Consider the following 18,475-nt stretch of genomic DNA (forward strand, 5'->3'; position numbering starts at 1 on the left):
CCCGGTCGGCCGGCGCGGATATCCGGTTCCGAGCGCATCCTTTCGGGTCCTCCGGTCCGTAGGAGGGGTGATGGACTCGACGACCACACCTCATCCCGCGATCCGACTCATCGACGAACTGACCGCCGAGCGGATCTCCACGGTCGTGCCCAAGGCAATGGCCGTCGACCGGCTGCTGGACCTTCGCAACCTGGTCGACGGGCACCCGACGTTGGCCGTCGCCATCGACCGGCGGCTTGGGGACCTCCCCGGGGCGACGATGACGCCGGGCGTGTGGTGGCACGACGAACTTCGGGCGCTGCGCACGGTCATCGCGGAAGCCCTGGCCTCGGAAACCCTGTGCCCCGGGGGCGCCGCGTAGAGGCGGCGAGTCCTCGCCCGGCGCGAGCAGCGGGCGCTGGCTAGCGTGACGCGCGTCGAGGAGGGGGCAACCATGGGCATACGACGGGTCGTGACCGGTCACGACGACGACGGCAAGGCGGTGTTCGCGAGCGACGAAGTGGTCGAAGCCCTCACCACCGATCTCGTTCCCGGCATGGAGTTCTTCCGGCTCTGGGGCAACGACGAAACCAGCCGCTTCCCCGACGACGGTTCGGCGCCGTCGGCCGTCCAGTACTTCCCACCGATCGGCGGATACCGGTTCGGTCTGTTCACCGTGCCGCCCGACTCGACCGCGATGCTCGAGGACCTCGATCTCGGCGCTGCGTTCGGCGAGGTCGAGGCGAACCTGCCGGGGTTGATGGCGCACATGGAACCCGACAATCCCGGCATGCACACGACGGCGACGGTCGACTACGAGTTCGTCGTCTCGGGTCGGGTCGTGCTCGAGCTCGACGACGGGGCGACCCGTGAGCTGGGGCCCGGCGACACCGTGGTGCAGAACGGCACCCGTCACGCGTGGCGCAACCCGTTCGACGAGACCTGTGTGCTCGTGGTCGTGCTCGTCGGGGCCCACCACGACAGCGCGGGCTGACCCGATCCCGCGAGGCGCTGCACCGATGGTGACTGACCAGGAAGGGCCGCTCGCCGGTCGGGTGGCGGTGGTCACCGGCGGCGGCCGCGGCATCGGAAGGGCGCTGGCCCTCGGCCTGGCCGAAGCGGGCGCCGCGGTGGTCGTCAGCTCCCGTAGCCACGCGGACCTCGACGAGGTCGTGGTCGAGGTCGAGGGGCTCGGCGGCCGGGCCGCCGCGGTGGTCGCCGACGCCGGTCGCCGCGAGAGCGCCGGGTTGCCGGTGGCGGCCGCCATGGCCGAGTTCGGTCGCATCGATGTGCTCGTGAACAACGTCGGGGGCACGGCGAAGGGTCCGGTGGATCCCTTCGAGGGCGATCTCGACGCGATCGAGGAGACCATCGCGCTGAACCTGCTGTCGGCCTTCTGGGCTACGCGTCCGGCGCTGCCTGTCATGCGCGAGCAGGGGTATGGGCGCGTCATCTCGATCGGGTCCGGGGCGAGTCGGCACGCGGCCGCGTCCTGGCCCTACACGACCGCCAAGCACGGGCTCGTGGGCTTCACCCGCCAGCTCGCGCAGGACGGCGGCGTGCACGGCATCACCGCCAACTGCCTCTGCCCGGGGTGGACCAACACCAGCCTGATCGACTTCGAGGCGATGGGAGCGAGGACGGGGCGAACCGCAGCGGAGGCCCGTCGCTACGCCGAGTCGCAGAACGCGCAGCAGCGGATCCTGGAGCCAGAGGAACTCGTCGCGATCGCGGTGCTCCTCGCCTCTCCGGCCGGGAATTCGATCACGGGACAGACCTTCGGCGTCGACGGCGGCTATCGGCTCTGATCGTTGCTGTTTTGTTGGTGGACATCGGACACAGTGCGCCGCGAAGTCGACCGCAAGGAGTAGCTACAGGTGTCCTCACGACGATTCAGAACCCACCCCGTGGGCTTGGTCCTCTCTGTCCTCGCAGTTCTGGCCGCGATGCTCGCCGGACCGGCTGCCGCGGCGGACCCGGTCGACCAACCCGGCGAAACCGGCGATGGGCTGGAGGCAACAGCCGCGCCGGGAACGCCTGCGCCGATCCGGATGTTGCCGATCTGTGAGCGACTCCAGGACCCGCCGACCGGTGCCTGCCCGATGGAGAGCGAGTACTTCACGATGTCGTCGAGCGGATCCTTCGACGGCTCGGGTGCGGTGGCGGTGAGCATCGACCCCTCGATACCCCCGTGTGCGACCTACGACCGGGGAACCGCCTCGTACTCGCCGCCGACGTGCTACACGACGATCCAGGTCGTCAACCTCGCGAACGCGCTCTTCGGCGCTCCCCGCTGTGAGTACCTCGACGACGCCACCGGACTCCTCGAGCCGTGCCCGCGTCCCTATCAGGAGACCTTCGGTGGGTGGGGCAATGCGATGTCGGTGTCGGGCGACTGGCGATACGCCCACGGGCTCCCGCCCAACGGCTGCGCCTCGGTCTCCAACTTCTCGCAGTACTTCGAGGGTGGCCCCTCCGGCAGTGGTCAGACATGGCCGGAGCTGGCGGCGCTGACGGGCGAGTGCGAGATGTCGATGGAGCGCACACCCGACAACCTCATGGGTGCCAGTTGGGCGGTCATCAGCGGCGTGCTGACGGTCGCTCGACCCGGCCCGACCGGGTCTGTTCTCGAGCCCGAGCAGGTCGAGACGTACGTTGGGGTCAACGGCACGCTCAGCCCGTTCGCCGAGGTCGGCCCGGATCCTGACCCGGATCCCGACCCCGACCCCGACCCGGATCCCACGATGCCCTTCACCGACGTGGCGACATCCTCCTTCGCCTACGACGACATCGCCCTTCTCTATGAACTCGGCATCACGACCGGCGTGAGCCCCACCGAGTACGGCCCGGCCGGCGAGGTGACGCGTGAGCAGATGGCGGCGTTCCTGGCCCGGATGTGGGAAGCGCTGGGCAACGACTGCCCCGACGGCGCCAATCCGTTCGGTGACATCGCGACGAGTTCCTACGCCTACGACGCGGCGGCATGCATCTTCCAGCTGGGCATCACGACCGGCGTCTCCGCGACGCAATACGACCCGGGAGGCAACGTGACCCGCGAGCAGATGGCGGCGTTCCTGGCGAGGATGTGGCGAGCGCTCGGCAACGACTGCGAGTCCGGGTCGACCGGCTTCACGGATGTCCCGGCATCGTCGTTCGCGGCGGCCGACGTCGAGTGCATCTATCTCCTCGGGATCACCACCGGCACGAGCCCCACGACCTACGGACCGTCGCAGAACGTGACCCGCGAACAGATGGCCGCGTTCCTCGGGCGGCTGTACCGGGCGCAGACGAGTTGACCGTCTGCGGTCAGAGCATCAGGTGGCGGGCCGAGTAGACGGGCAGGTCGAGTTGGGTGAGCACACCGGGTGCGGCGTCGACCACGTGGGGGATCGCGTTGATCACGTGCATGGCCGTGGCGAGGCAGCCGGCGTGATTGTGGTCGCCCTGCCGGGATGACATGTGGAGTTCGACCTTCAGGTCGGGCTCGCCGTCGATCAGGATGCGGTAGCCGTCGCCCTGAGGCCAGTCCGGGGCATCCTCGTCGCGCATCCTCGTGACGTGCTCGACGACGATGCGGGGTTCGCCGCCGATCATCCCGCGGATCTCGAACCGCATCCCCGAGATGGTGCCGGCGCGGATCGTGCCGCCGGCGATCTCGATGTCCTCCTCGGCCCGGATGACCTCGTGAGTCTCGGTGATGTCATCGAGTTCGACGCCGAGGGCGTCGGCCACGGTGGCGACCACCGGGCCCCAGGCCATGGTCGTGGATCCGGGGGAGAGCAGCAGGGACTGGTGGGGCTCCTCCTTGCCGAACCCCATGATGTCGAACAGGGTCGGAGCGTTGTCCCAGGTGGCGTAGTTGATGATCTCCATCATGCGGACCCGCTCCACCTCCTTGCACAGCGACATCGTGTGCACCGCCAGGCCGACGTTGCCGTACCCGGGGTCGATGCCCGACGTGTAGAACGACGTGCCACCCTCCTCGCAGGCCGCCTGGAGCTGGTCGTGGAAACCGGCCTGGCGGGGGTTGAGCAGGGCGACGAACGAGGTGTTCACGACGTTCTTGCCGCCGGCCAGCATCCGGCAGAGGTCGTCGACCACCTCGGCCGGCCGCACGTCGGAATGGGCCATGTAGCTGATGCAGTCGGCGTCGAGAGCCAGCAGGGCGTCGGCGTCCTGCGTGGCGGTGACCCCGATCGGGTCGATGCCGCAGATCTCGCCGGCGTCGCGACCGGCCTTGGCGTCGGAGTGCACCCACAGACCGGCCAGCTCCAGGTCGGGGTGGCGGTGGATCGCGGGGACGGCGTGGACGCCCACGGTGCCCGTGGCCCACTGGATCACTCGATAGGTCATGTCGTCCCCCCGGCTCAGCGACGGCAGCGGCACCGGCACCGGCCGAGCCGCAGTGTTGCACGGCGGGTCGGAGGTCGCCTACCGGCGGCGGCCCGTCCGTCAGAGCGCGGCGTAGAGCGCCTCGAAGATGCCGTCCCAGCGGGGGTCCGACCTCGTCGCTCCCCACCACAGGCGGTTCATGGCGTAGCCCAGCGACACCCCGGTTTCGGGGTCGACGATCCCGAGCGATCCGCCCGAACCGTTGTGGCCGTAAGTCCGTTCGCCGGGCCCGAACGGCCACTCCGGAATCGTGTGCTCGAAGCCGAGACCGAACGCCGTCGGCAGCTCCATCACCAGATCGTCGCCGCGCACGTGGCATCGACCGAACTCCTCGACGAGCTCGGGCGATGCCACCGTCAGCCCGGGCACCGAACCGCCGACGGCCAGCACCGCGTAGAGGCGGTCGAGGGCCCGGGCGTTGGCGTGCATGTTGGCGGCCGGGACCTCCGCCCGGCGGAACATGGGGGTCATGCAGTGGTTGGGGTCGTTGCTGTCGGGCGGATTGCCGAACGACCTGGGTCCCAGGGACGTTTTCGCATCCCAACGGTCGAAGAACGTGCCGTCCGGCGACATCTCCACGATCAGATCCGACGTGCGGGCGTCGTCCTCGGGGGGAAGTGGCATCAGCAGATCCACGTCGAGCGGTCCGCCGAGCTCGTCGCGAACGATCTGCCCCACGGTGCGCCCCGTAGCTCGGCGCAGCACTTCGCCGATCAGATGACCGAAGGTCACGCCGTGGTAGCCGTGCCCGGATCCCGGCTGCCACCAGGGCGCCTGCACGGCCAGGGCCGTGGTCATGGCATCCCAGTCGCTGAGAGAGCCGAACGGCATCCGCGTCCCGATGGCGGACAGGCCGGCCTCATGGGTGAGCAGCCATCGCACCGGCAGGTCGGCCTTGCCTTCGGCGGCGAACTCGGGCCAGTAGTCGGCGACCGGGCGGTCGAGGTCGATGAGGCCCCGGTCGACCGCCCACATCGTCGCGACCGCCACGACGCCCTTCGTGCAGGAGAACACGCACACCAGCGAGTCGCGCTGCCACGGCCGCGTGCGCTCCGCGTCGAGATGACCGCCCCAGAGGTCCACGACATTGCGGCCGCCCACACTGATCGCCAGGGACGAGCCGAGTTCGAGCCCCGCGTCGAAGTTGGCCGCGAAGGCATCGCGTACGGCGGCGAACGCCGGGTCGACGGTCCCGTCGATCGGCGCAGCGGCACCCCCGGCGCTCACGTCAGCGCCTTGGTGGCCTCGGGGTTGTGGAACTCCTTCCAACCGCACACCAGTCCGTTGCGGAACCGGAGCACCCCGAGGTAGCGATTGCGATACGCGTTGCCGTTGTGCGTCACGACGGCGTCGCTGTGGTACTCGGCGATCAGCATGTCCGGATCGACGAGGTCGTACACCTCGTCGACGTGCTGGACGAACGACGAGAACATGGCGAACGTCTGCGTGGACATTGCCATCCACGCGTCGCGTCCCTCCACCGGGTTGGGCATGAACGACGGCCCGTAGGGCAACTCGAAGACCAGGTCCTCGGCCACCAGCGACTCCAGCTCGCCGTAGTCGCCCCGGGTGATGGCCTCCATGATCGCCATGAAGGTCGCCCGGTTTGCCTCGCGGCGCGGGTCGTCTGCGGTGTCGGTCATCGTGATTCGCTCCTGGTCGGTGATCCCGTGCAGGTCGGTGATCGTCGGACGGTCATGTGCGGGCCAACTCGCTCAGCACGGCGATGCACTCGGCCTGCGACGCGTCGGCGGCGGCACCCACGCCGAACGGCGACAGCACCACCTCGTCGGCCCCGGCCGCGAACAACGCCGCAACCTTCTCGCCGATGCGGTCGGCGTCGCCCCACACCACGGCCGCGTCGATCATGTCGTCGCTCCAGCGGCGACCGTCGAGCTCGACGCCGGCGGCCTCGAACATGTTCCGGTAATAGGGCATCTGCGGATAGATGCCCAGGTCGGCGGCCGCCATTGCGTGCACCGCTTCACGGTCGGTGGCGAGCGCGCACGGCAGCTCGGCCACGAGCGGGGGTGGCGCGTCGCGGCCGGTGTCGTCTGCGCCCTGACGTATCGCCGGTGCCACCACCTCGGCCAGGTAGGGCGCCGGTGTGAGCCAGCACAGCGCGCCGTCTGCGTGTCCCCCCGCCACACGGGCCATCTGGGTGCGCAACACGGCGAGCAGCACCGGTGGTGCGGTGGTCGGCGACCCGATCCCGGCCCCCTCTATGTCGAGGAACCCCTGCACCCGGAAGCGCTCGCCCTCGTGGTCGACCGCACCGGTGTGCAGAAGCGTGCGGACGACGTCGAGATACTCGCGGCTGTGCGACACCGGCCGGTCCATCTCGATGCCGTACATCTGCATGACCGGTCCGTGGCTGGGGCCGACGCCGAGCCGGAACCGCCCGGCGCAGGCGGCGTTGGCCGTTGCCGCCTGCTGGGCTGCGACCACCGGATGGCGAGGCCAGCTGGGGATCACGGCGACGCCGAGCGAGAGCCGGCTGGTGGCAGAGCCGGCCAGGGCCAGCGCCATGATCGGGTCGAATCCGAACGCAGAGCCCAGCCACATCCCGTGGAAGCCCTGCGCCTCGGTCGTGACGGCGAGATCGCGCACGGCATCGAGGCTGCGGGTCTCGGGGAACACCAGTGAGAGCTTCATGGCGCGACGTTGGGGGATCCGATGGGACCGGCCAGGTACCCACCATCGACCACGAACTCGCCGCCGGTGCAGTACGACGCCTCGGCCGAGAGAAGGAAGGCGACCAGGTGGGCAACCTCGTCGGGCTCACCGACCCGACCGAGGGGCACGACCCCGCCCAAGGCGGCGATCGGGTCGGTGCCGGGCGGCATGCCCCCGGCCAGCATCGGGGTGTCGATCGGCCCGGGATGGACCGAATTGACGCGCACGCCCTTGCGGGCGAGCTCCAGTGCCGCCACCTTGGTGAGCCCCCGCAGGGCGAACTTCGACGACACGTAGCCGGCGATCCCCCATGCCCCCACGAACCCGTTCACCGACGAGACGTTGACGATGCTGCCGCCGCCGGCGGCCACGATCGCCGGTGCCACCACGTGGACGCCCGTGAAGGCCCCGATCTGGTTGATCTCGATCAGGTTGCGGTAGGCGTCGACCGACGTCTTCACGATCGGCTTGGGCTGGCCGCTGACCCCGGCGTTGTTGACCAGACCGGTGACGGCGCCGAAGGTGGACTCGGCCTCGGCCAGTGCGGCCCGCCAGTCGGCCTCGGACCGCACGTCGAGATGGTGGTAGCGGGCCGACTCTCCGATGTCGTCGGCCACGGCCTGCCCGGCTGCGTCGTCGACGTCGGCGACGAGCACCTTGGCCCCCTGGGCGGCGAGGAGGCGGACCTCGGCCGCGCCCTGGCCGCCGGCGGAACCCGAGACGATCACCACCTGCCCTGCCAGCCGGTCGGACATGTCGGTCATCGGGATTCTCCTGTGTCGAAGACCGGGATCAGCTCTTCACCGACGCGGCGGATGCTGGCCATGACCCGGTCGTGGTCGAGATGGCCGAACTGCATGAGGCACATGAGCCGGTCGAAGCCGACGTCTCGGTACTTCTCGATCTTGCGCCGGCAGGTGGCGACGTCGCCGATGATGACCGAGTCCTGGTCGGCGAGCGCCTCGTAGGCCTCGAGCGGGTCGATCGGGTGGCCGAGCACCTGGCGGTTCATGAGCCGGATGATCGGGTTGGGATCGTCGGGGTCGAGGTCGACCATGATCTTCGTCGGGTCGTCGAGCGCCGCTCGCCCCCGACCCTCGTCGCCCGCGTTCACGTTTCCTCGGATCATGTTGGTCCAGATCTTGCGGGGCACCGAGAACACCTTCGGCGCGGCGTTGACGTACCACATGGCGGCCTCGGCGGCCCGGCTCTCGATGGCCTCGTCGAGCGTCTCGGTGCAGTGCACGAACGTGAACACGGCCCGTTGGTCGTTGGGCTCGACGCCCACGATGTCGGTGGCCTCGGCCCGGCCCGCGTCGTACTCCGCGAGCATCTCCTCCAGCACCGACACGGGCGACAGGAGCGTGGTGCTCAGCACCCCCAGCCCCAGCTGCCCGGCCAGCCGGAAGCTGCCCGGCGACGAGACGGTCTGCCACAGCCGTGGATGGGGACGCTGCACCGGTTGGGGCACGAGCGTGCGGGGCGGGATGTCGAGCCGTTCCGACGACCAGGTGAACTCGGGTTCGGTCCAGGCGGTGACCATCAGCCGAGCCGCTTCCTCGAGCTCGGCCAGGGTGTGGTCGCCGTCGATCCCGAACGTGGCCCACTCGGCGCCACCCGAGCGGGCCAGCCCCACCTCGGCTCGGCCGCCGGAGAGATGGTCGAGCACCGCAACCCGCTCGGCCGCTCGGAGAGGATGGTTGATGCGGAAGGGGGTGAGCACACCGGCCTGGCCCACGCGCAGTCGGGAGGTCCGCATGGCGATGGCCACGTTCATCAGCTCGGGAGCGCCGGAGTGCGAGAACTCCGGGGTGCAGTGGTGCTCAACGGACCACCAGCAGCCGTAGCCGAGCCGGTCGGCCAACTCGGCCTGCTCCAGTGCGTCGGCGAACACGCGGCTCTGGGTAGCGGTGTCGGTCGGCCCCGGTCGCTGGAGCTCGTTGAACAGGTCGACGATCATCTCAGAGCACCGCGATCGGGTTGATCGGCGAGCCGGTGCCGCCGGCGATGCGCAGCGGTGACACGACGAACTGGAACTCGTACCGCCCGGCCGCCGCACAGGCGTCGGCCAGATCGTCGAGGCGGAGGTTGTCGAGCAGGTGCACGCCCATGCCGACCAGCAGGCACTGGTGCAGGGGCATCGACCACCGGTGGGCGTTGGCGGGCAACGGATCGCTCACGCCGTCGGCGCCGAGCACGGCCGGGTCGGCCTCGATGAGCCACGGCACGCACTCGGGATGGAGCCCGGCCAGGCCGTCATGATTCGGTTCCCACGGTCCGAGGGCGGCCCGTCGCCGGTCGCGCCCGGTGTGGACGAGGAGGATGTCGCCGGGTTCGGTGGCCACGCCCTGTTCCTCCAGCGCGGCATCGAGCTCGTCGGGGCCCGCCGTGTCGCCCGGCTCGAGCCAGTCGACCTCTCGGTGCCGGGCCAGGTCGATCAGCACGCCCCGGCCGACCAAACCGCCGAAGCCGGCATCGATGGCGCCGTGGCGGGCGCCGAGGGTGGTGACGGACGAGGCAGGATGCCCGTTGTACATCTGCCCGTCGACGAACACGTGGCACAGGGCGTCGATGTGCGACACCGCCATCCCGTGGAACGCGACGCCGACGAAGTCGAGCGACGCCTGGAGGGCGTCGGGTCCGAACGCCCCGCACACGTCGCCGCCGACGACCATGTGGTGCATGGCGGGGGTCGGATTGTCGACGGCGGGCCGCACCGCCAGGTCGCGCCCGCACGACACCACGCTGCCGTCGATCACCAGGGCGCTGGCCCGCAGGGCGCGTTCGGGCGTGAGCAGGTTGAGCGCGCCGCGTTCGTCGGCATCGCCGAAGCGGCCCCACCGGCGGGCCAGGGCGAAGAGCTCGTCGCCTCGCTCGCAAGTGATCCGTTCGATCGGCGCGTCAGTCATCGGTGGCCCGCTCTTCCAGGTGATCGATCCGGCTGCCGAGCAGACCGTCGACGTATTCGATGAGCTCGACGATGTAGCCGTCGGGATCGCGGCATGAGCACACGTTGACGATCCCGGCCAGCTCCGCCGACTGGGGCTGCGACACGAACTCGATGCCCCGCTCCGACAGGTCCTCGTAGGCAGCGGCCACGTTGCGAACCCGCAGCGCGATGATGCGGGGGACGCGGTCCTCACGCGGTCCGGCGGGCGGAGGCGACGGCTCTGGTTCGAGCCACTGGATCAGGTCGAGTCGGGTGTGGTCGGGACCGTCGCCGATCCCGAGGAGGGCGCCGCGGCCCTGAGCCACCGGCATCCCGAAGTTGCGGGCCACCATGCGGGGCCAGATCACGTCGCGGTTGTCGCGCAGGACCCGGAACCCGAGCGTCGTGTAGAACTCGAGCGAACGCTCGAAGTCGGTGACCTCCACCGTGAAGTGGAAGAGCGACTGGACCTCCCAGTCGCGCTCGTCCGTCTGATCATTCGTCATCCCACTCTCCGTTCGCGGCCGGCCCAGTGCGGTTCTCGCAGGGCGGCCTTCAGGATCTTGCCGCCCGCGTTGCGGGGGATCGCGTCCGTTGTCTCGACGCTGCGAGGTGCCTTGAACCGGGCGAGGAACTCGGCGCAGTGCGCCACCAGCGCCTCGAGTTCGACGACGTACCCGGGCGCAGGAACGACGACGGCGTGGACTGCCTCACCCCAGCGTTCGTCGGGCACGGCGATGACGGCAACGTCGGCCACTGCGGGGTGGGCGAGGAGCACCGATTCGACCTCGCGGGAGGCGACGTTCTCCCCGCCGCTCACGATCATGTCGGTCCGGCGGTCGCACACGGTGAGATGGTCGTCGTCGTCGACGAACCCGAGATCGCCCGTATGGAGCCAGCCGCCGGCCAGCGTGCGCGCGGTCTCGTCGGGTCGGTTCCAGTAGCCATCCATCAGCTGGGGTCCGCGGGCCACGATCTCGCCCACCGTTCCGACCGGCACCGGGGCACCCGTGTCGTCGACGATGCGTATCTCGGTGCCGGGGAGCGGACGCCCACACGACGCCAACAGTTCGGGCCGGCCGTCGAGGGCACGGCGGTGGTCGGCGTCGGTGAGGTATGTGAGCCCGGCTGAGGACTCGGTCTGCCCGAACCCCTGATAGAAGTCGCAGCTGAACACCTCGATGGCCTGGCGTAGCACGGGCTCGGCGATGGCCGATCCGCCGTAGGCGATCGATTGCAGGTCGGGGTAGTCGTGACTGTCGACGCCGGGGACGGCGAGGCACGCCTGGATCATCACCGGCACGAGTGTGGTCAGGGCGATGCGCTCACGCTGCAGGGCCTGCACCACGCCGGCGGGATCGAAGGCACGGTGGACCACCAGGCAGCCGCCACCGATCACACAGTTGAAGGCGGTGATCACAGCGGCGGCATGGAACAGCGGGGCCACGATGAGCCATCGGTCGCCCACGTCGACACCCCTGGCGACCCCCGCAGTGACCTGCGCACAGTTGGCCAGTACGGCGCGGTGCGACAGGATCACGCCCTTGGGCGAGCCGGTCGTGCCGCTGGTGTACATCTGGTAGAGCGTGGCGTCGGCGCTCGTACGCGGGTGATCGGCGGGAAGTGGATCGCCGTCGATCCACTGGTCCCACGCCAGCCACCCCTCGGGAGGTGCGCTCACCGCCACCCGCAGGGGGAGATCGACGGTCTCGTGGACCGCGGCCGCCGCCTCGGCGTCCGCCACCAGCCCCCGCGCGCCACTGTCGGCCAGCGCGAGGGCGATCTCGGCCGGGGCGAGCCGGGGGTTGAGCGGAACGGGCACCGCCCCCACCATCGACGCCGCGTAGTAGACGACCACGTGTTCGAGCGAGTTTGACCCCACGAAGCCGAACCGGTCGCCCGGGCCCACACCCGAACGCGCGAGCGCGCCGGCCACCCGTCGGGTTGTCTCGAGTGCCCCGCCATAGGTCTCTGTGCAATCGCCGTCGACGGCGAACAGGAGGTCCGGCCGGGACCGGGCGTGGAACTCGAAGACGTCGTGAAGCAGCACCGAATCGCCCCCCCGGTCCCCGGTTCGAACCGGACCGTACCCCCGGCAGGGCAGGTCCGCCAGCGCCGCGACGCCCCGGGGCCTCCGTCAGTGTCACACCCCCTCGCCATGATGGTCCTCGTCGACATCGTGATGGATGTCACGGACTTCCCCGACAGAGGAGATGAAATGGACGCGAGCGACTCGAACGAATCGGATGACCCCATGAACCGGATCATGGCCGGCATGGCCGCTGGCGATGCCGCATTCCTGTTCGCCTTCGTCGAGACCTTCGGATCCAAGGTGCGCTGGGTGGTGCGATCGATCCTCGAGGAGATGGGCCGCCACGACATCGCCCGCAACGCCGACGAGCTCGACGGGCTCACCCTCGACGCGTGCGATGTCGTCTTCCGACGCTCGGCCGGTTGGCAGCCGGGCGGCGCAGCGCCGTGGAACTGGGCGTTCAAGGCCATACGGGCCGAGGTGGCACGGGCGATCGGCCATCGTGTGGTCGAGCTGGGCGCCGACCAGGATCGCGACGGCGAAGTGGCACCCCACGGCGACGTGGTGTTCGACTCCGCCGTCGACGATCTGGCGTTGCTGATCAGCCGTCACCCCCGGGTGGGCGTGCTCGACCGGGCGATCCGTTCGGTCGGGTCCGCTCGCGACCAGGCCGTGTACTGGGAGTACCGCATCCAGCAGGGCATGGGCGACCCGTCACCGGCCCACACGGTCGGCGAACGGTTCGGCCTCAAACCCGACAATGTGCGCCAGCTCTGCCGCCGCCACGGCAAGAAGGTGTGGACGCTGATCGAGACCGACGCCGAGTTCATCGAGCTCCGTGACCACGGTTGGTTCGCCGCATGAGGCCGATCGACCCGACCGTCGTCATCGAGCGAATGGCCGGGCGATTCAGAGCCGGCGGCACGATGAATCCGGTCGCGGCGGCGGTGTCGGTGGCGGCGCGGGGCCATGCCTGTCTGTCGCTGCACGACTTCGCCGAGTCGATCGGGTTGCCGGTCGAGACGGTGAGGTCGGCCGAGCTCGGCGCCGTGGCGTTCGGCGAGTTGCCACCGGCGATCGGTGGTCGGGCGGGCGCGACGGGCGCCGACCTGCTCGCGCTCGCCGATCTCGAGGCAACCTGGCGAAACGACCCACCGGTTCGAGCGGCCGGTCGATGACACGGCCGGCACCACGCCCGGCCGGGTCCGCCATACTGGAATCCATGCCCACCGATCTCCCACCGGCCCCGTCGTGGCGGGGCATCAACCATCTCGCGCTGGTCACGCCCGACATGGACGAAACCACCCGTTTCTTCGCAGGCGTGCTGGGCATGCCGCTGGTGATGACGCTGATGGCCGGACCGATGCGTCACTACTTCTTCGAGATGGCCCCCGGCAACACCATCGCATTCTTCGAGGTGCCCGACACCGAGACGTTCCGCAAAGGTGCCGGCTCACCCGCCCCGTATCCGACGCAGCTCGACCATCTGTCGTTCAACGTGCCCGACGAGGACGCGCTGAACCAACTCCGCGCCCGGCTCACGGCCGCCGGTTCCGAAGTGACCGAGATCGTCGACCACGAGCAGATCAAGTCGGTCTATTTCACCGACCCCAACGGCATCGCGCTCGAAGCGTCGTACTGGGTGATCGACGCCACCGGGCGGCCGATGGACCCGACCGACACCCGCGTCTTCAGCGATCCCGACCCGGTGCCCGCAGTCGCCGAACTTGCGGCGGGCGACGTCGAGGAATTGCCGACGACCACCCTTGTCTGACGGGTCCGGGCGCTGCGGCCCCGCGCCTTCGTGTCCTTCGACGGTTGAGCAGGCCGGATTCGGGGAAGACTCCGGTCAGCCGCGCAGTTGCCGGAACGGAAGGACGCACACGATGGTTGCCCCCTCGCCCGAGACCCACGATCGCAACGACGACGCCGATCTCCACGTGATGGTGGCGACCGACGGGTCAGATGTCTCGCTCGCCGCGATCCGGGAGGCGCAACGGGTTCTCCCCCTCGCGACGCACTGGGAGCTCGTGAGCGTGATCCCGAATCGCATCGACCCCCTCGAGGTCGTCACGGGCTTCGCCGGCCCGGTCATCGACGAGGACGAAGCCCGTGAGATCGACACGGAGAACCTGGTCGAGGCCGATGCCCTGGTGGCCCGCACGGCTCGCGCCCTCGGGTCGGTGCCGGTCGAGGCCCATGTGCTTCGTGGCGATCCGGGCCCGGTTCTGTGCGATCACGCCGCGCTCGTCGACGCCGACATCCTCGTGGTCGGCGCGCACGACCGAGGCCTCATCTCCCGCGTATTGCAGCAGTCGGTGACCGACCATGTGGTGCGCCACGCGCCCTGTCCCGTGCTCGTCATCCCCGAGCTCGCGGGACGCTGATCGCGGCGCTTGCTCGCCATTCCTCGGGGGACTCCATGAAGGACAGTCCTCGTGGGCGAGCCGCCGGCGGTGGTCGACATCGTGCCCCAGAACGATCCGGTCACCATCTCGGGGCGGGCCGTGAACTTCCCGGAGAACACCGGACGGGAGGGTGCAACCAGCCGTATGTGCGCAGCAGCCATCTGGTGCGCCTTCTCTCGTCGCCGCCCGACGGGACGCTCACCGCGACCAACCTGCCCCGCGGCGACAGCGACGATCCGCAGACGCTCAACGTGCGCAATCGGGCTTCCGCGGGCCACCTCATCAGCATCGTGTTCATCGACTATCCGGTCGACCCCTGAACGGCGGGCCCGAAGTCCTCTAACGTCGCGTCTGCCGAGCACGATCACCGCATCGACGGGAGCCCGAGATGACAGTCAAGGACAGTCTGGAAGCGCAGTTCCACGAGGTCGAGGAGTCGTATCGAAAACTCGTCGCCGAGATCGAGAAACAGCTGACCGACGCCGAGAAACGGGCCGGGAAGGCCCTCGACGATCTCCAGAAGCAGTCGCCCGACGAGGTGGCCCAGGTCATCGCCCGGCTGCGCGACATGAACCTGGCCATGCGCAAGCATCTGGCGTCGGCCTCGGAGCAGGCGCTCGACGCGACCCGTGAAGCCGTGGACTCACTGACCGAGCGAGCCGGCCGTCTGACCGGTCGCCCGGCGCCGAAGAAGCCGTCCAAGGCCACCCCGGCCAAGGTCGCCACGGCAACCAAGCCCGCGGGCGAGAAGGCACCGGCGAAGAAGACGGCGGCCGGGCAGGGGCGTCGAGCGAGCGCCAAGTGGACCAAGGCCGAACTGTCGGCCGAGGCCACCCGGCTGAAGATCAGCGGCCGATCGTCGATGACCAAGGCCGAACTGGTCCGCGCCATCAACAAGGCGATCTGAGCGGCCGATGGCGGGCCCACTCGACGGCATCCGGATCATCGACCTGAGCCAGATGGCGTCGGGTCCCTACGCCACGGCGCAACTCGCCGACCAGGGGGCTGACGTCATCAAGGTCGAACCCCTGGGCCTGGGCGACGCGCTGCGGGCGTTTCCGTCGTTCGCGAAGGGCGGCGTCGCCGCCGTCGTGGCCACGACCAATCGGGGCAAACGGTCGATCAGCCTCGACCTCACCACCGACGCCGGTGTCGAGGTCATCCGCACCCTCACGAACGACGCCGACGTCTTCGTGCAGAACTTCCGGCCCGGTGTCGTCGAACGCATGGGCCTCGACCCGGCCGAACTGCGGGCCGACAACCCGCGGCTGATCACGACGTCCATCAACGGCTACGGCCTCGAGGGGCCGATGTGCGACAGCCCGGTGCTGGACCCCGTCATCCAGGCCATCACCGGCCACGTCGCGTTCCAGGTCAACCCGAAGATCCCGTTCCCCGACCTCGTGCGCAACGTCATCGTCGACAAGTCGACCGCCTGCTTCGTCGCCCAGGCCATCACCGCTGCGCTGTTCCACCGGGAGCGATCGGGCGAGGGCCAACACATCGATCTGTCGATGGTCGACGCTTCGCTCAACTTCTTCTGGCTCGACGGGATGATGAGCGAGACGTTCCTCGATGACGACGTCGTCGGTGGGATGACCATCGCGGACCTCTACTCGCTGACCGAGTGCGCCGACGGGCAGATCGTGTACTTCGCCGGCACGATTCCCCAACGCATGGGGTTGTTCCGCGCCGTCGGGCACCCGGAATGGTGCGATGACGAACGCTTCAACGGGAACGACCTGGCCCTGCACCCCGAGAACTTCCAGCTGCTCGGTTCGCTGATGGAAGAGGCGTTCGCCGCGCTTCCTGCGGTCGAGGCGACGAGGGCGCTCATGGACAACGACGTGCCCTGTGGGCGGGTCACCCCAGTCGCCGACGTGCCCCACCACGAACAGGTCGTGGCCAACGATTCGCTCATCGAGTTCGACGATCCTGCCGCGGGCCGGGTGCGTCAACCCCGCCCCGCGGCCCGCTTCGGCACGACGCCCAACGACCCCACCTGGCGCATCCCGCTGCTCGGCCAGCACACCGACGAGATCCTGTCCGAAGGCGGCTTCGACGAGGCGGCCATCGAGACCCTCCGAGCCGACGGCGTGATCGTCTGAGTCCTTCACCCTCCGACCCGAAACCGCCCACGCTCGGGCTGCGTTGGTGGTTCGAGAGCCGCGAGACGGGCCGGGTCACCGTGGCCCAGTTCCCGAACTGGCCGCTGTTCGCAGTGGGCATCGCCTGGATCGTCGGCCGGCTGGCCGACGACGGTTCCCGCATCGCCGACCTCGCGTCCACCGCCACGATCGTGCTCTGGGCCCTCTGGGGTGCCGACGAACTCCTCCGGGGCGTCAACCCCTGGCGCCGTCTCCTCGGCGCCGTGGTTCTCGGGTGGCAGCTCGCCGGGCTGCTCACCTGAGGGACTCCGGCGGCCTACCGGGGAATGTCGTCGCCCAGCGGCCCCGAGGGCAGGTGGATCCAGCCCTCGACGGCGGCGAACGCCGCGTCGTCAGCCGGTGGCGGCCTGGTTGCGCCCTGTGTCGCGAGACCGGCGAGGTACGCGCAGAGTACGGCGTCGAGGTCGTCGTCGCAGTCGAGGACTCGAGGGGCGAACGGACCGAAGTCGATCACCGGTGCGAGTTCGGCGACGATCCTCTCGCGAACGGGAAGGCCCTTCGTCCGCTTGTAAGCCCGTGACGGCAGGCCCCACTTGGCCAGAGCGCCGCCCGGGTACACCTCGTAGACCCCATCGGTCCCGCTGCGATCGAAGGCCGGTCCCCGCAGCCGTTCGAGGAGCCGAACGCAGCGAAAGGCGACGATCGCGAGCTTGTCGGTGGAGACCGAGAGCGGTTGTTTGCCGGTTTCCCTCCATGCGAACACGTCGGTGCGGCGCATCCGAAGCTCCTCCGACGTCGTACCGGTCAGCGTGGACTCGGTGGTCGCCTGCCGCCGGACCAGGTCGACGAAGCCCAACGGCCACCCGAACGGCGAGTCGATGCCGACGGCGTCCGCTCCCTGGCACCATTCGACGATCAGGTCGTCATCGGCGGCCGAGTCGATGGCGACGACCGCCGGCCGCTCGTCCCACGCCATCTCGCAGACGCTCGTGCGGGCCGGCTGGGCGCCCAGGTCGACGCCGATCAGACGCATGAATCTCCCAACCTCTCAGTTCGCCGACTTCTCGCAGATCATCTCGACCGGCGCGATGTGGCCGCCGCCCACTGCGGCGACCATGTTCGCGATCTTCGTCGGCGCCTCGGATCCCATGATCAGGTGAAGGCCCAACGGCGCCGGACCACCGGCCTGGGCTCGGCGCGCCGCGATCTGGGTGAAGAACTCCACCGCGAACCCGGCCCGGTCGCGTTCGGCGGTGATCACGAATCCGGCGTCGGCCAAGTGCTCGCGGTAGTCGGCCGGCGCGGCGAGAAAGCTGGTGGACGAGTCACCGGCCCACGGCACCGGGAACTCGGGACCCACGTCATCGGTCGCCATGATGTCGTAGAGCCCGAATCGCCCGCCGGGCGCGAGCACGCGGGCGATTTCACTGAACAGGCTCGCCTTGTCCTCGATGTTCATACCCACGTGCAGCTGCACGGCGCGGTCGAAGTGGCCGTCGGGAAACGGCATGTCGAGCGCGCTGCCGTTGGTGAGGTGCACTCGCTCCTCGAGGCCCGTCCAGCGGTTCAGTTCCTCGCCCACTGCCGTGTAGGCGGGCGTGAGATCGATGCCGGTGACATCGGCACCGAACGTGGAGGCGATGAATCGAGCGGTGCCGCCGATTCCGCAGCCGACGTCGAGCACCCGATGGGAGGCGTCGATCTCGATCCGGGCGCACAGCTCGGTCGCAGCCGGACGGCCTCCCACGTGGAACTCGTCGACCGGCGCGAGAAGGTCGACGGTGGCCGTGCCGGGATCCAAGCCGAGTTCGGCCAGTCCGGCGGCGATCGCCTGCAGCAGGTCGGTTCCGCCATAATGGTCGATCACGTCGGACTCGTCGCTCATTCGGTCAGTCTTCCCGACACGACGCCGGGCGGCGACTCCAGCGCCGCGTCTTGACCCGACGCGACC

General features: G+C 69.5%; 23 protein-coding genes. 12 read left to right on the forward strand and 11 right to left on the reverse strand.

All coding sequences use genetic code 11. The features are described 5' to 3' along the window. The first annotated feature begins 70 nt into the window (after window positions 1-70). The 4 genes from RIB98_15230 to RIB98_15245 all read left to right on the forward strand — a co-directional run bounded on the left by RIB98_15230 (window position 71) and on the right by RIB98_15245 (window position 3,275). A complete protein-coding gene (locus RIB98_15230; protein MEQ8842336.1) occupies window positions 71-361 on the forward strand; it encodes a hypothetical protein in 291 nt (96 codons plus the stop codon). 72 nt (window positions 362-433) lie between these two features. Beyond that, on the forward strand, window positions 434-973 hold the full coding sequence (locus RIB98_15235; protein ID MEQ8842337.1) for a cupin domain-containing protein: 540 nt from the start codon (window positions 434-436) through the stop codon (window positions 971-973). Window positions 974-998: 25 nt separating this feature from the next. Next, window positions 999-1,787, forward strand: a complete 789-nt coding sequence (locus tag RIB98_15240; GenBank protein ID MEQ8842338.1) for an SDR family NAD(P)-dependent oxidoreductase — start codon at window positions 999-1,001, stop codon at window positions 1,785-1,787. A gap of 105 nt (window positions 1,788-1,892) precedes the next feature. Beyond that, the gene (locus RIB98_15245; protein ID MEQ8842339.1) at window positions 1,893-3,275 is read left to right on the forward strand and encodes an S-layer homology domain-containing protein; all 1,383 of its coding nucleotides are present in this window, start codon (window positions 1,893-1,895) and stop codon (window positions 3,273-3,275) included. A 10-nt stretch (window positions 3,276-3,285) separates the two neighbouring features. Here RIB98_15245 and RIB98_15250 read toward each other — a convergent pair whose 3' ends face one another. Genes RIB98_15250 through RIB98_15290 form a run of 9 tightly spaced genes read right to left on the reverse strand, consistent with a single transcriptional unit; the run spans window position 3,286 to window position 12,026 of the window. Continuing rightward, entirely contained in the window at window positions 3,286-4,371 is a 1,086-nt protein-coding gene (locus tag RIB98_15250) for a hypothetical protein (protein ID MEQ8842340.1), read from the reverse strand. 60 nt (window positions 4,372-4,431) lie between these two features. Continuing rightward, the gene (locus tag RIB98_15255) at window positions 4,432-5,598 is read right to left on the reverse strand and encodes a serine hydrolase domain-containing protein (GenBank protein MEQ8842341.1); all 1,167 of its coding nucleotides are present in this window, start codon (window positions 5,596-5,598) and stop codon (window positions 4,432-4,434) included. Next, window positions 5,595-6,014, reverse strand: a complete 420-nt coding sequence (locus tag RIB98_15260) for a nuclear transport factor 2 family protein (protein ID MEQ8842342.1) — start codon at window positions 6,012-6,014, stop codon at window positions 5,595-5,597. Before RIB98_15260 ends, RIB98_15255 begins: the two co-directional genes overlap by 4 nt. A 52-nt stretch (window positions 6,015-6,066) precedes the next feature. Further along, the gene (locus RIB98_15265) at window positions 6,067-7,026 is read right to left on the reverse strand and encodes an LLM class flavin-dependent oxidoreductase (GenBank protein ID MEQ8842343.1); all 960 of its coding nucleotides are present in this window, start codon (window positions 7,024-7,026) and stop codon (window positions 6,067-6,069) included. Next, window positions 7,023-7,811, reverse strand: a complete 789-nt coding sequence (locus tag RIB98_15270) for an SDR family oxidoreductase (protein MEQ8842344.1) — start codon at window positions 7,809-7,811, stop codon at window positions 7,023-7,025. The genes RIB98_15265 and RIB98_15270 overlap by 4 nt, the downstream gene beginning before the upstream one ends. Continuing rightward, complete coding sequence (locus RIB98_15275; protein ID MEQ8842345.1) at window positions 7,808-9,007, reverse strand: LLM class flavin-dependent oxidoreductase; 1,200 nt, start codon at window positions 9,005-9,007, stop codon at window positions 7,808-7,810. Before RIB98_15275 ends, RIB98_15270 begins: the two co-directional genes overlap by 4 nt. 1 nt (window position 9,008) lies before the next feature. After that, window positions 9,009-9,956, reverse strand: a complete 948-nt coding sequence (locus RIB98_15280; protein ID MEQ8842346.1) for a cyclase family protein — start codon at window positions 9,954-9,956, stop codon at window positions 9,009-9,011. Further along, window positions 9,949-10,482 carry a VOC family protein gene (locus tag RIB98_15285; GenBank protein ID MEQ8842347.1) on the reverse strand — a complete coding sequence of 178 codons (534 nt, stop codon included), beginning with the start codon at window positions 10,480-10,482 and terminating at the stop codon, window positions 9,949-9,951. The genes RIB98_15280 and RIB98_15285 overlap by 8 nt, the downstream gene beginning before the upstream one ends. Then, entirely contained in the window at window positions 10,479-12,026 is a 1,548-nt protein-coding gene (locus RIB98_15290) for an AMP-binding protein (protein MEQ8842348.1), read from the reverse strand. Before RIB98_15290 ends, RIB98_15285 begins: the two co-directional genes overlap by 4 nt. Before the next feature lie 204 nt (window positions 12,027-12,230). On the opposite strand from RIB98_15290, the gene RIB98_15295 reads away from it, so the two are divergent. The 8 genes from RIB98_15295 to RIB98_15330 all read left to right on the forward strand — a co-directional run bounded on the left by RIB98_15295 (window position 12,231) and on the right by RIB98_15330 (window position 16,826). Further along, window positions 12,231-12,872, forward strand: a complete 642-nt coding sequence (locus tag RIB98_15295) for a hypothetical protein (GenBank protein MEQ8842349.1) — start codon at window positions 12,231-12,233, stop codon at window positions 12,870-12,872. Continuing rightward, complete coding sequence (locus tag RIB98_15300) at window positions 12,869-13,186, forward strand: hypothetical protein (GenBank protein MEQ8842350.1); 318 nt, start codon at window positions 12,869-12,871, stop codon at window positions 13,184-13,186. Before RIB98_15295 ends, RIB98_15300 begins: the two co-directional genes overlap by 4 nt. Before the next feature lie 44 nt (window positions 13,187-13,230). Then, window positions 13,231-13,782, forward strand: coding sequence for a VOC family protein (locus RIB98_15305; protein ID MEQ8842351.1), 552 nt, complete (start codon window positions 13,231-13,233; stop codon window positions 13,780-13,782). 112 nt (window positions 13,783-13,894) lie between these two features. Continuing rightward, window positions 13,895-14,395, forward strand: a complete 501-nt coding sequence (locus RIB98_15310) for a universal stress protein (protein MEQ8842352.1) — start codon at window positions 13,895-13,897, stop codon at window positions 14,393-14,395. Between the two features lie 167 nt (window positions 14,396-14,562). Beyond that, the gene (locus RIB98_15315; GenBank protein MEQ8842353.1) at window positions 14,563-14,736 is read left to right on the forward strand and encodes a hypothetical protein; all 174 of its coding nucleotides are present in this window, start codon (window positions 14,563-14,565) and stop codon (window positions 14,734-14,736) included. A 68-nt stretch (window positions 14,737-14,804) separates the two neighbouring features. Then, entirely contained in the window at window positions 14,805-15,323 is a 519-nt protein-coding gene (locus RIB98_15320) for a hypothetical protein (protein ID MEQ8842354.1), read from the forward strand. Window positions 15,324-15,330: 7 nt separating this feature from the next. Continuing rightward, window positions 15,331-16,524: a CoA transferase gene (locus RIB98_15325; protein ID MEQ8842355.1), complete on the forward strand. Its 1,194-nt coding sequence runs from the start codon at window positions 15,331-15,333 to the stop codon at window positions 16,522-16,524. A gap of 80 nt (window positions 16,525-16,604) precedes the next feature. Further along, window positions 16,605-16,826: a hypothetical protein gene (locus tag RIB98_15330; protein ID MEQ8842356.1), complete on the forward strand. Its 222-nt coding sequence runs from the start codon at window positions 16,605-16,607 to the stop codon at window positions 16,824-16,826. Window positions 16,827-16,840: 14 nt separating this feature from the next. Here the strand turns inward: RIB98_15330 and RIB98_15335 are convergent, their stop codons facing one another. Next, window positions 16,841-17,557, reverse strand: coding sequence for a DUF429 domain-containing protein (locus tag RIB98_15335; protein MEQ8842357.1), 717 nt, complete (start codon window positions 17,555-17,557; stop codon window positions 16,841-16,843). Window positions 17,558-17,572: 15 nt separating this feature from the next. Beyond that, on the reverse strand, window positions 17,573-18,409 hold the full coding sequence (locus RIB98_15340) for a methyltransferase domain-containing protein (protein MEQ8842358.1): 837 nt from the start codon (window positions 18,407-18,409) through the stop codon (window positions 17,573-17,575). Window positions 18,410-18,475: the final 66 nt, after the last annotated feature.

Source organism: Acidimicrobiales bacterium (genome assembly GCA_040219515.1).
In the GTDB taxonomy this organism is placed as follows: Bacteria; Actinomycetota; Acidimicrobiia; order Acidimicrobiales; family Aldehydirespiratoraceae; genus JAJRXC01.

Excerpts from the sequence above, each read along its gene's own strand:
- RIB98_15230 (MEQ8842336.1), top strand. The coding sequence starts at position 71 with ATGGACTCGACGACCACACCTCATCCCGCGATCCGACTCATCGACGAA.
- RIB98_15235 (MEQ8842337.1), top strand. The coding sequence starts at position 434 with ATGGGCATACGACGGGTCGTGACCGGTCACGACGACGACGGCAAGGCG.
- RIB98_15240 (MEQ8842338.1), top strand. The coding sequence starts at position 999 with ATGGTGACTGACCAGGAAGGGCCGCTCGCCGGTCGGGTGGCGGTGGTC.
- RIB98_15260 (MEQ8842342.1), bottom strand. The coding sequence starts at position 6,014 with ATGACCGACACCGCAGACGACCCGCGCCGCGAGGCAAACCGGGCGACC.
- RIB98_15265 (MEQ8842343.1), bottom strand. The coding sequence starts at position 7,026 with ATGAAGCTCTCACTGGTGTTCCCCGAGACCCGCAGCCTCGATGCCGTG.
- RIB98_15270 (MEQ8842344.1), bottom strand. The coding sequence starts at position 7,811 with ATGACCGACATGTCCGACCGGCTGGCAGGGCAGGTGGTGATCGTCTCG.
- RIB98_15275 (MEQ8842345.1), bottom strand. The coding sequence starts at position 9,007 with ATGATCGTCGACCTGTTCAACGAGCTCCAGCGACCGGGGCCGACCGAC.
- RIB98_15280 (MEQ8842346.1), bottom strand. The coding sequence starts at position 9,956 with ATGACTGACGCGCCGATCGAACGGATCACTTGCGAGCGAGGCGACGAG.
- RIB98_15285 (MEQ8842347.1), bottom strand. The coding sequence starts at position 10,482 with ATGACGAATGATCAGACGGACGAGCGCGACTGGGAGGTCCAGTCGCTC.
- RIB98_15295 (MEQ8842349.1), top strand. The coding sequence starts at position 12,231 with ATGAACCGGATCATGGCCGGCATGGCCGCTGGCGATGCCGCATTCCTG.
- RIB98_15300 (MEQ8842350.1), top strand. The coding sequence starts at position 12,869 with ATGAGGCCGATCGACCCGACCGTCGTCATCGAGCGAATGGCCGGGCGA.
- RIB98_15305 (MEQ8842351.1), top strand. The coding sequence starts at position 13,231 with ATGCCCACCGATCTCCCACCGGCCCCGTCGTGGCGGGGCATCAACCAT.
- RIB98_15310 (MEQ8842352.1), top strand. The coding sequence starts at position 13,895 with ATGGTTGCCCCCTCGCCCGAGACCCACGATCGCAACGACGACGCCGAT.
- RIB98_15320 (MEQ8842354.1), top strand. The coding sequence starts at position 14,805 with ATGACAGTCAAGGACAGTCTGGAAGCGCAGTTCCACGAGGTCGAGGAG.
- RIB98_15325 (MEQ8842355.1), top strand. The coding sequence starts at position 15,331 with ATGGCGGGCCCACTCGACGGCATCCGGATCATCGACCTGAGCCAGATG.
- RIB98_15335 (MEQ8842357.1), bottom strand. The coding sequence starts at position 17,557 with ATGCGTCTGATCGGCGTCGACCTGGGCGCCCAGCCGGCCCGCACGAGC.
- RIB98_15340 (MEQ8842358.1), bottom strand. The coding sequence starts at position 18,409 with ATGAGCGACGAGTCCGACGTGATCGACCATTATGGCGGAACCGACCTG.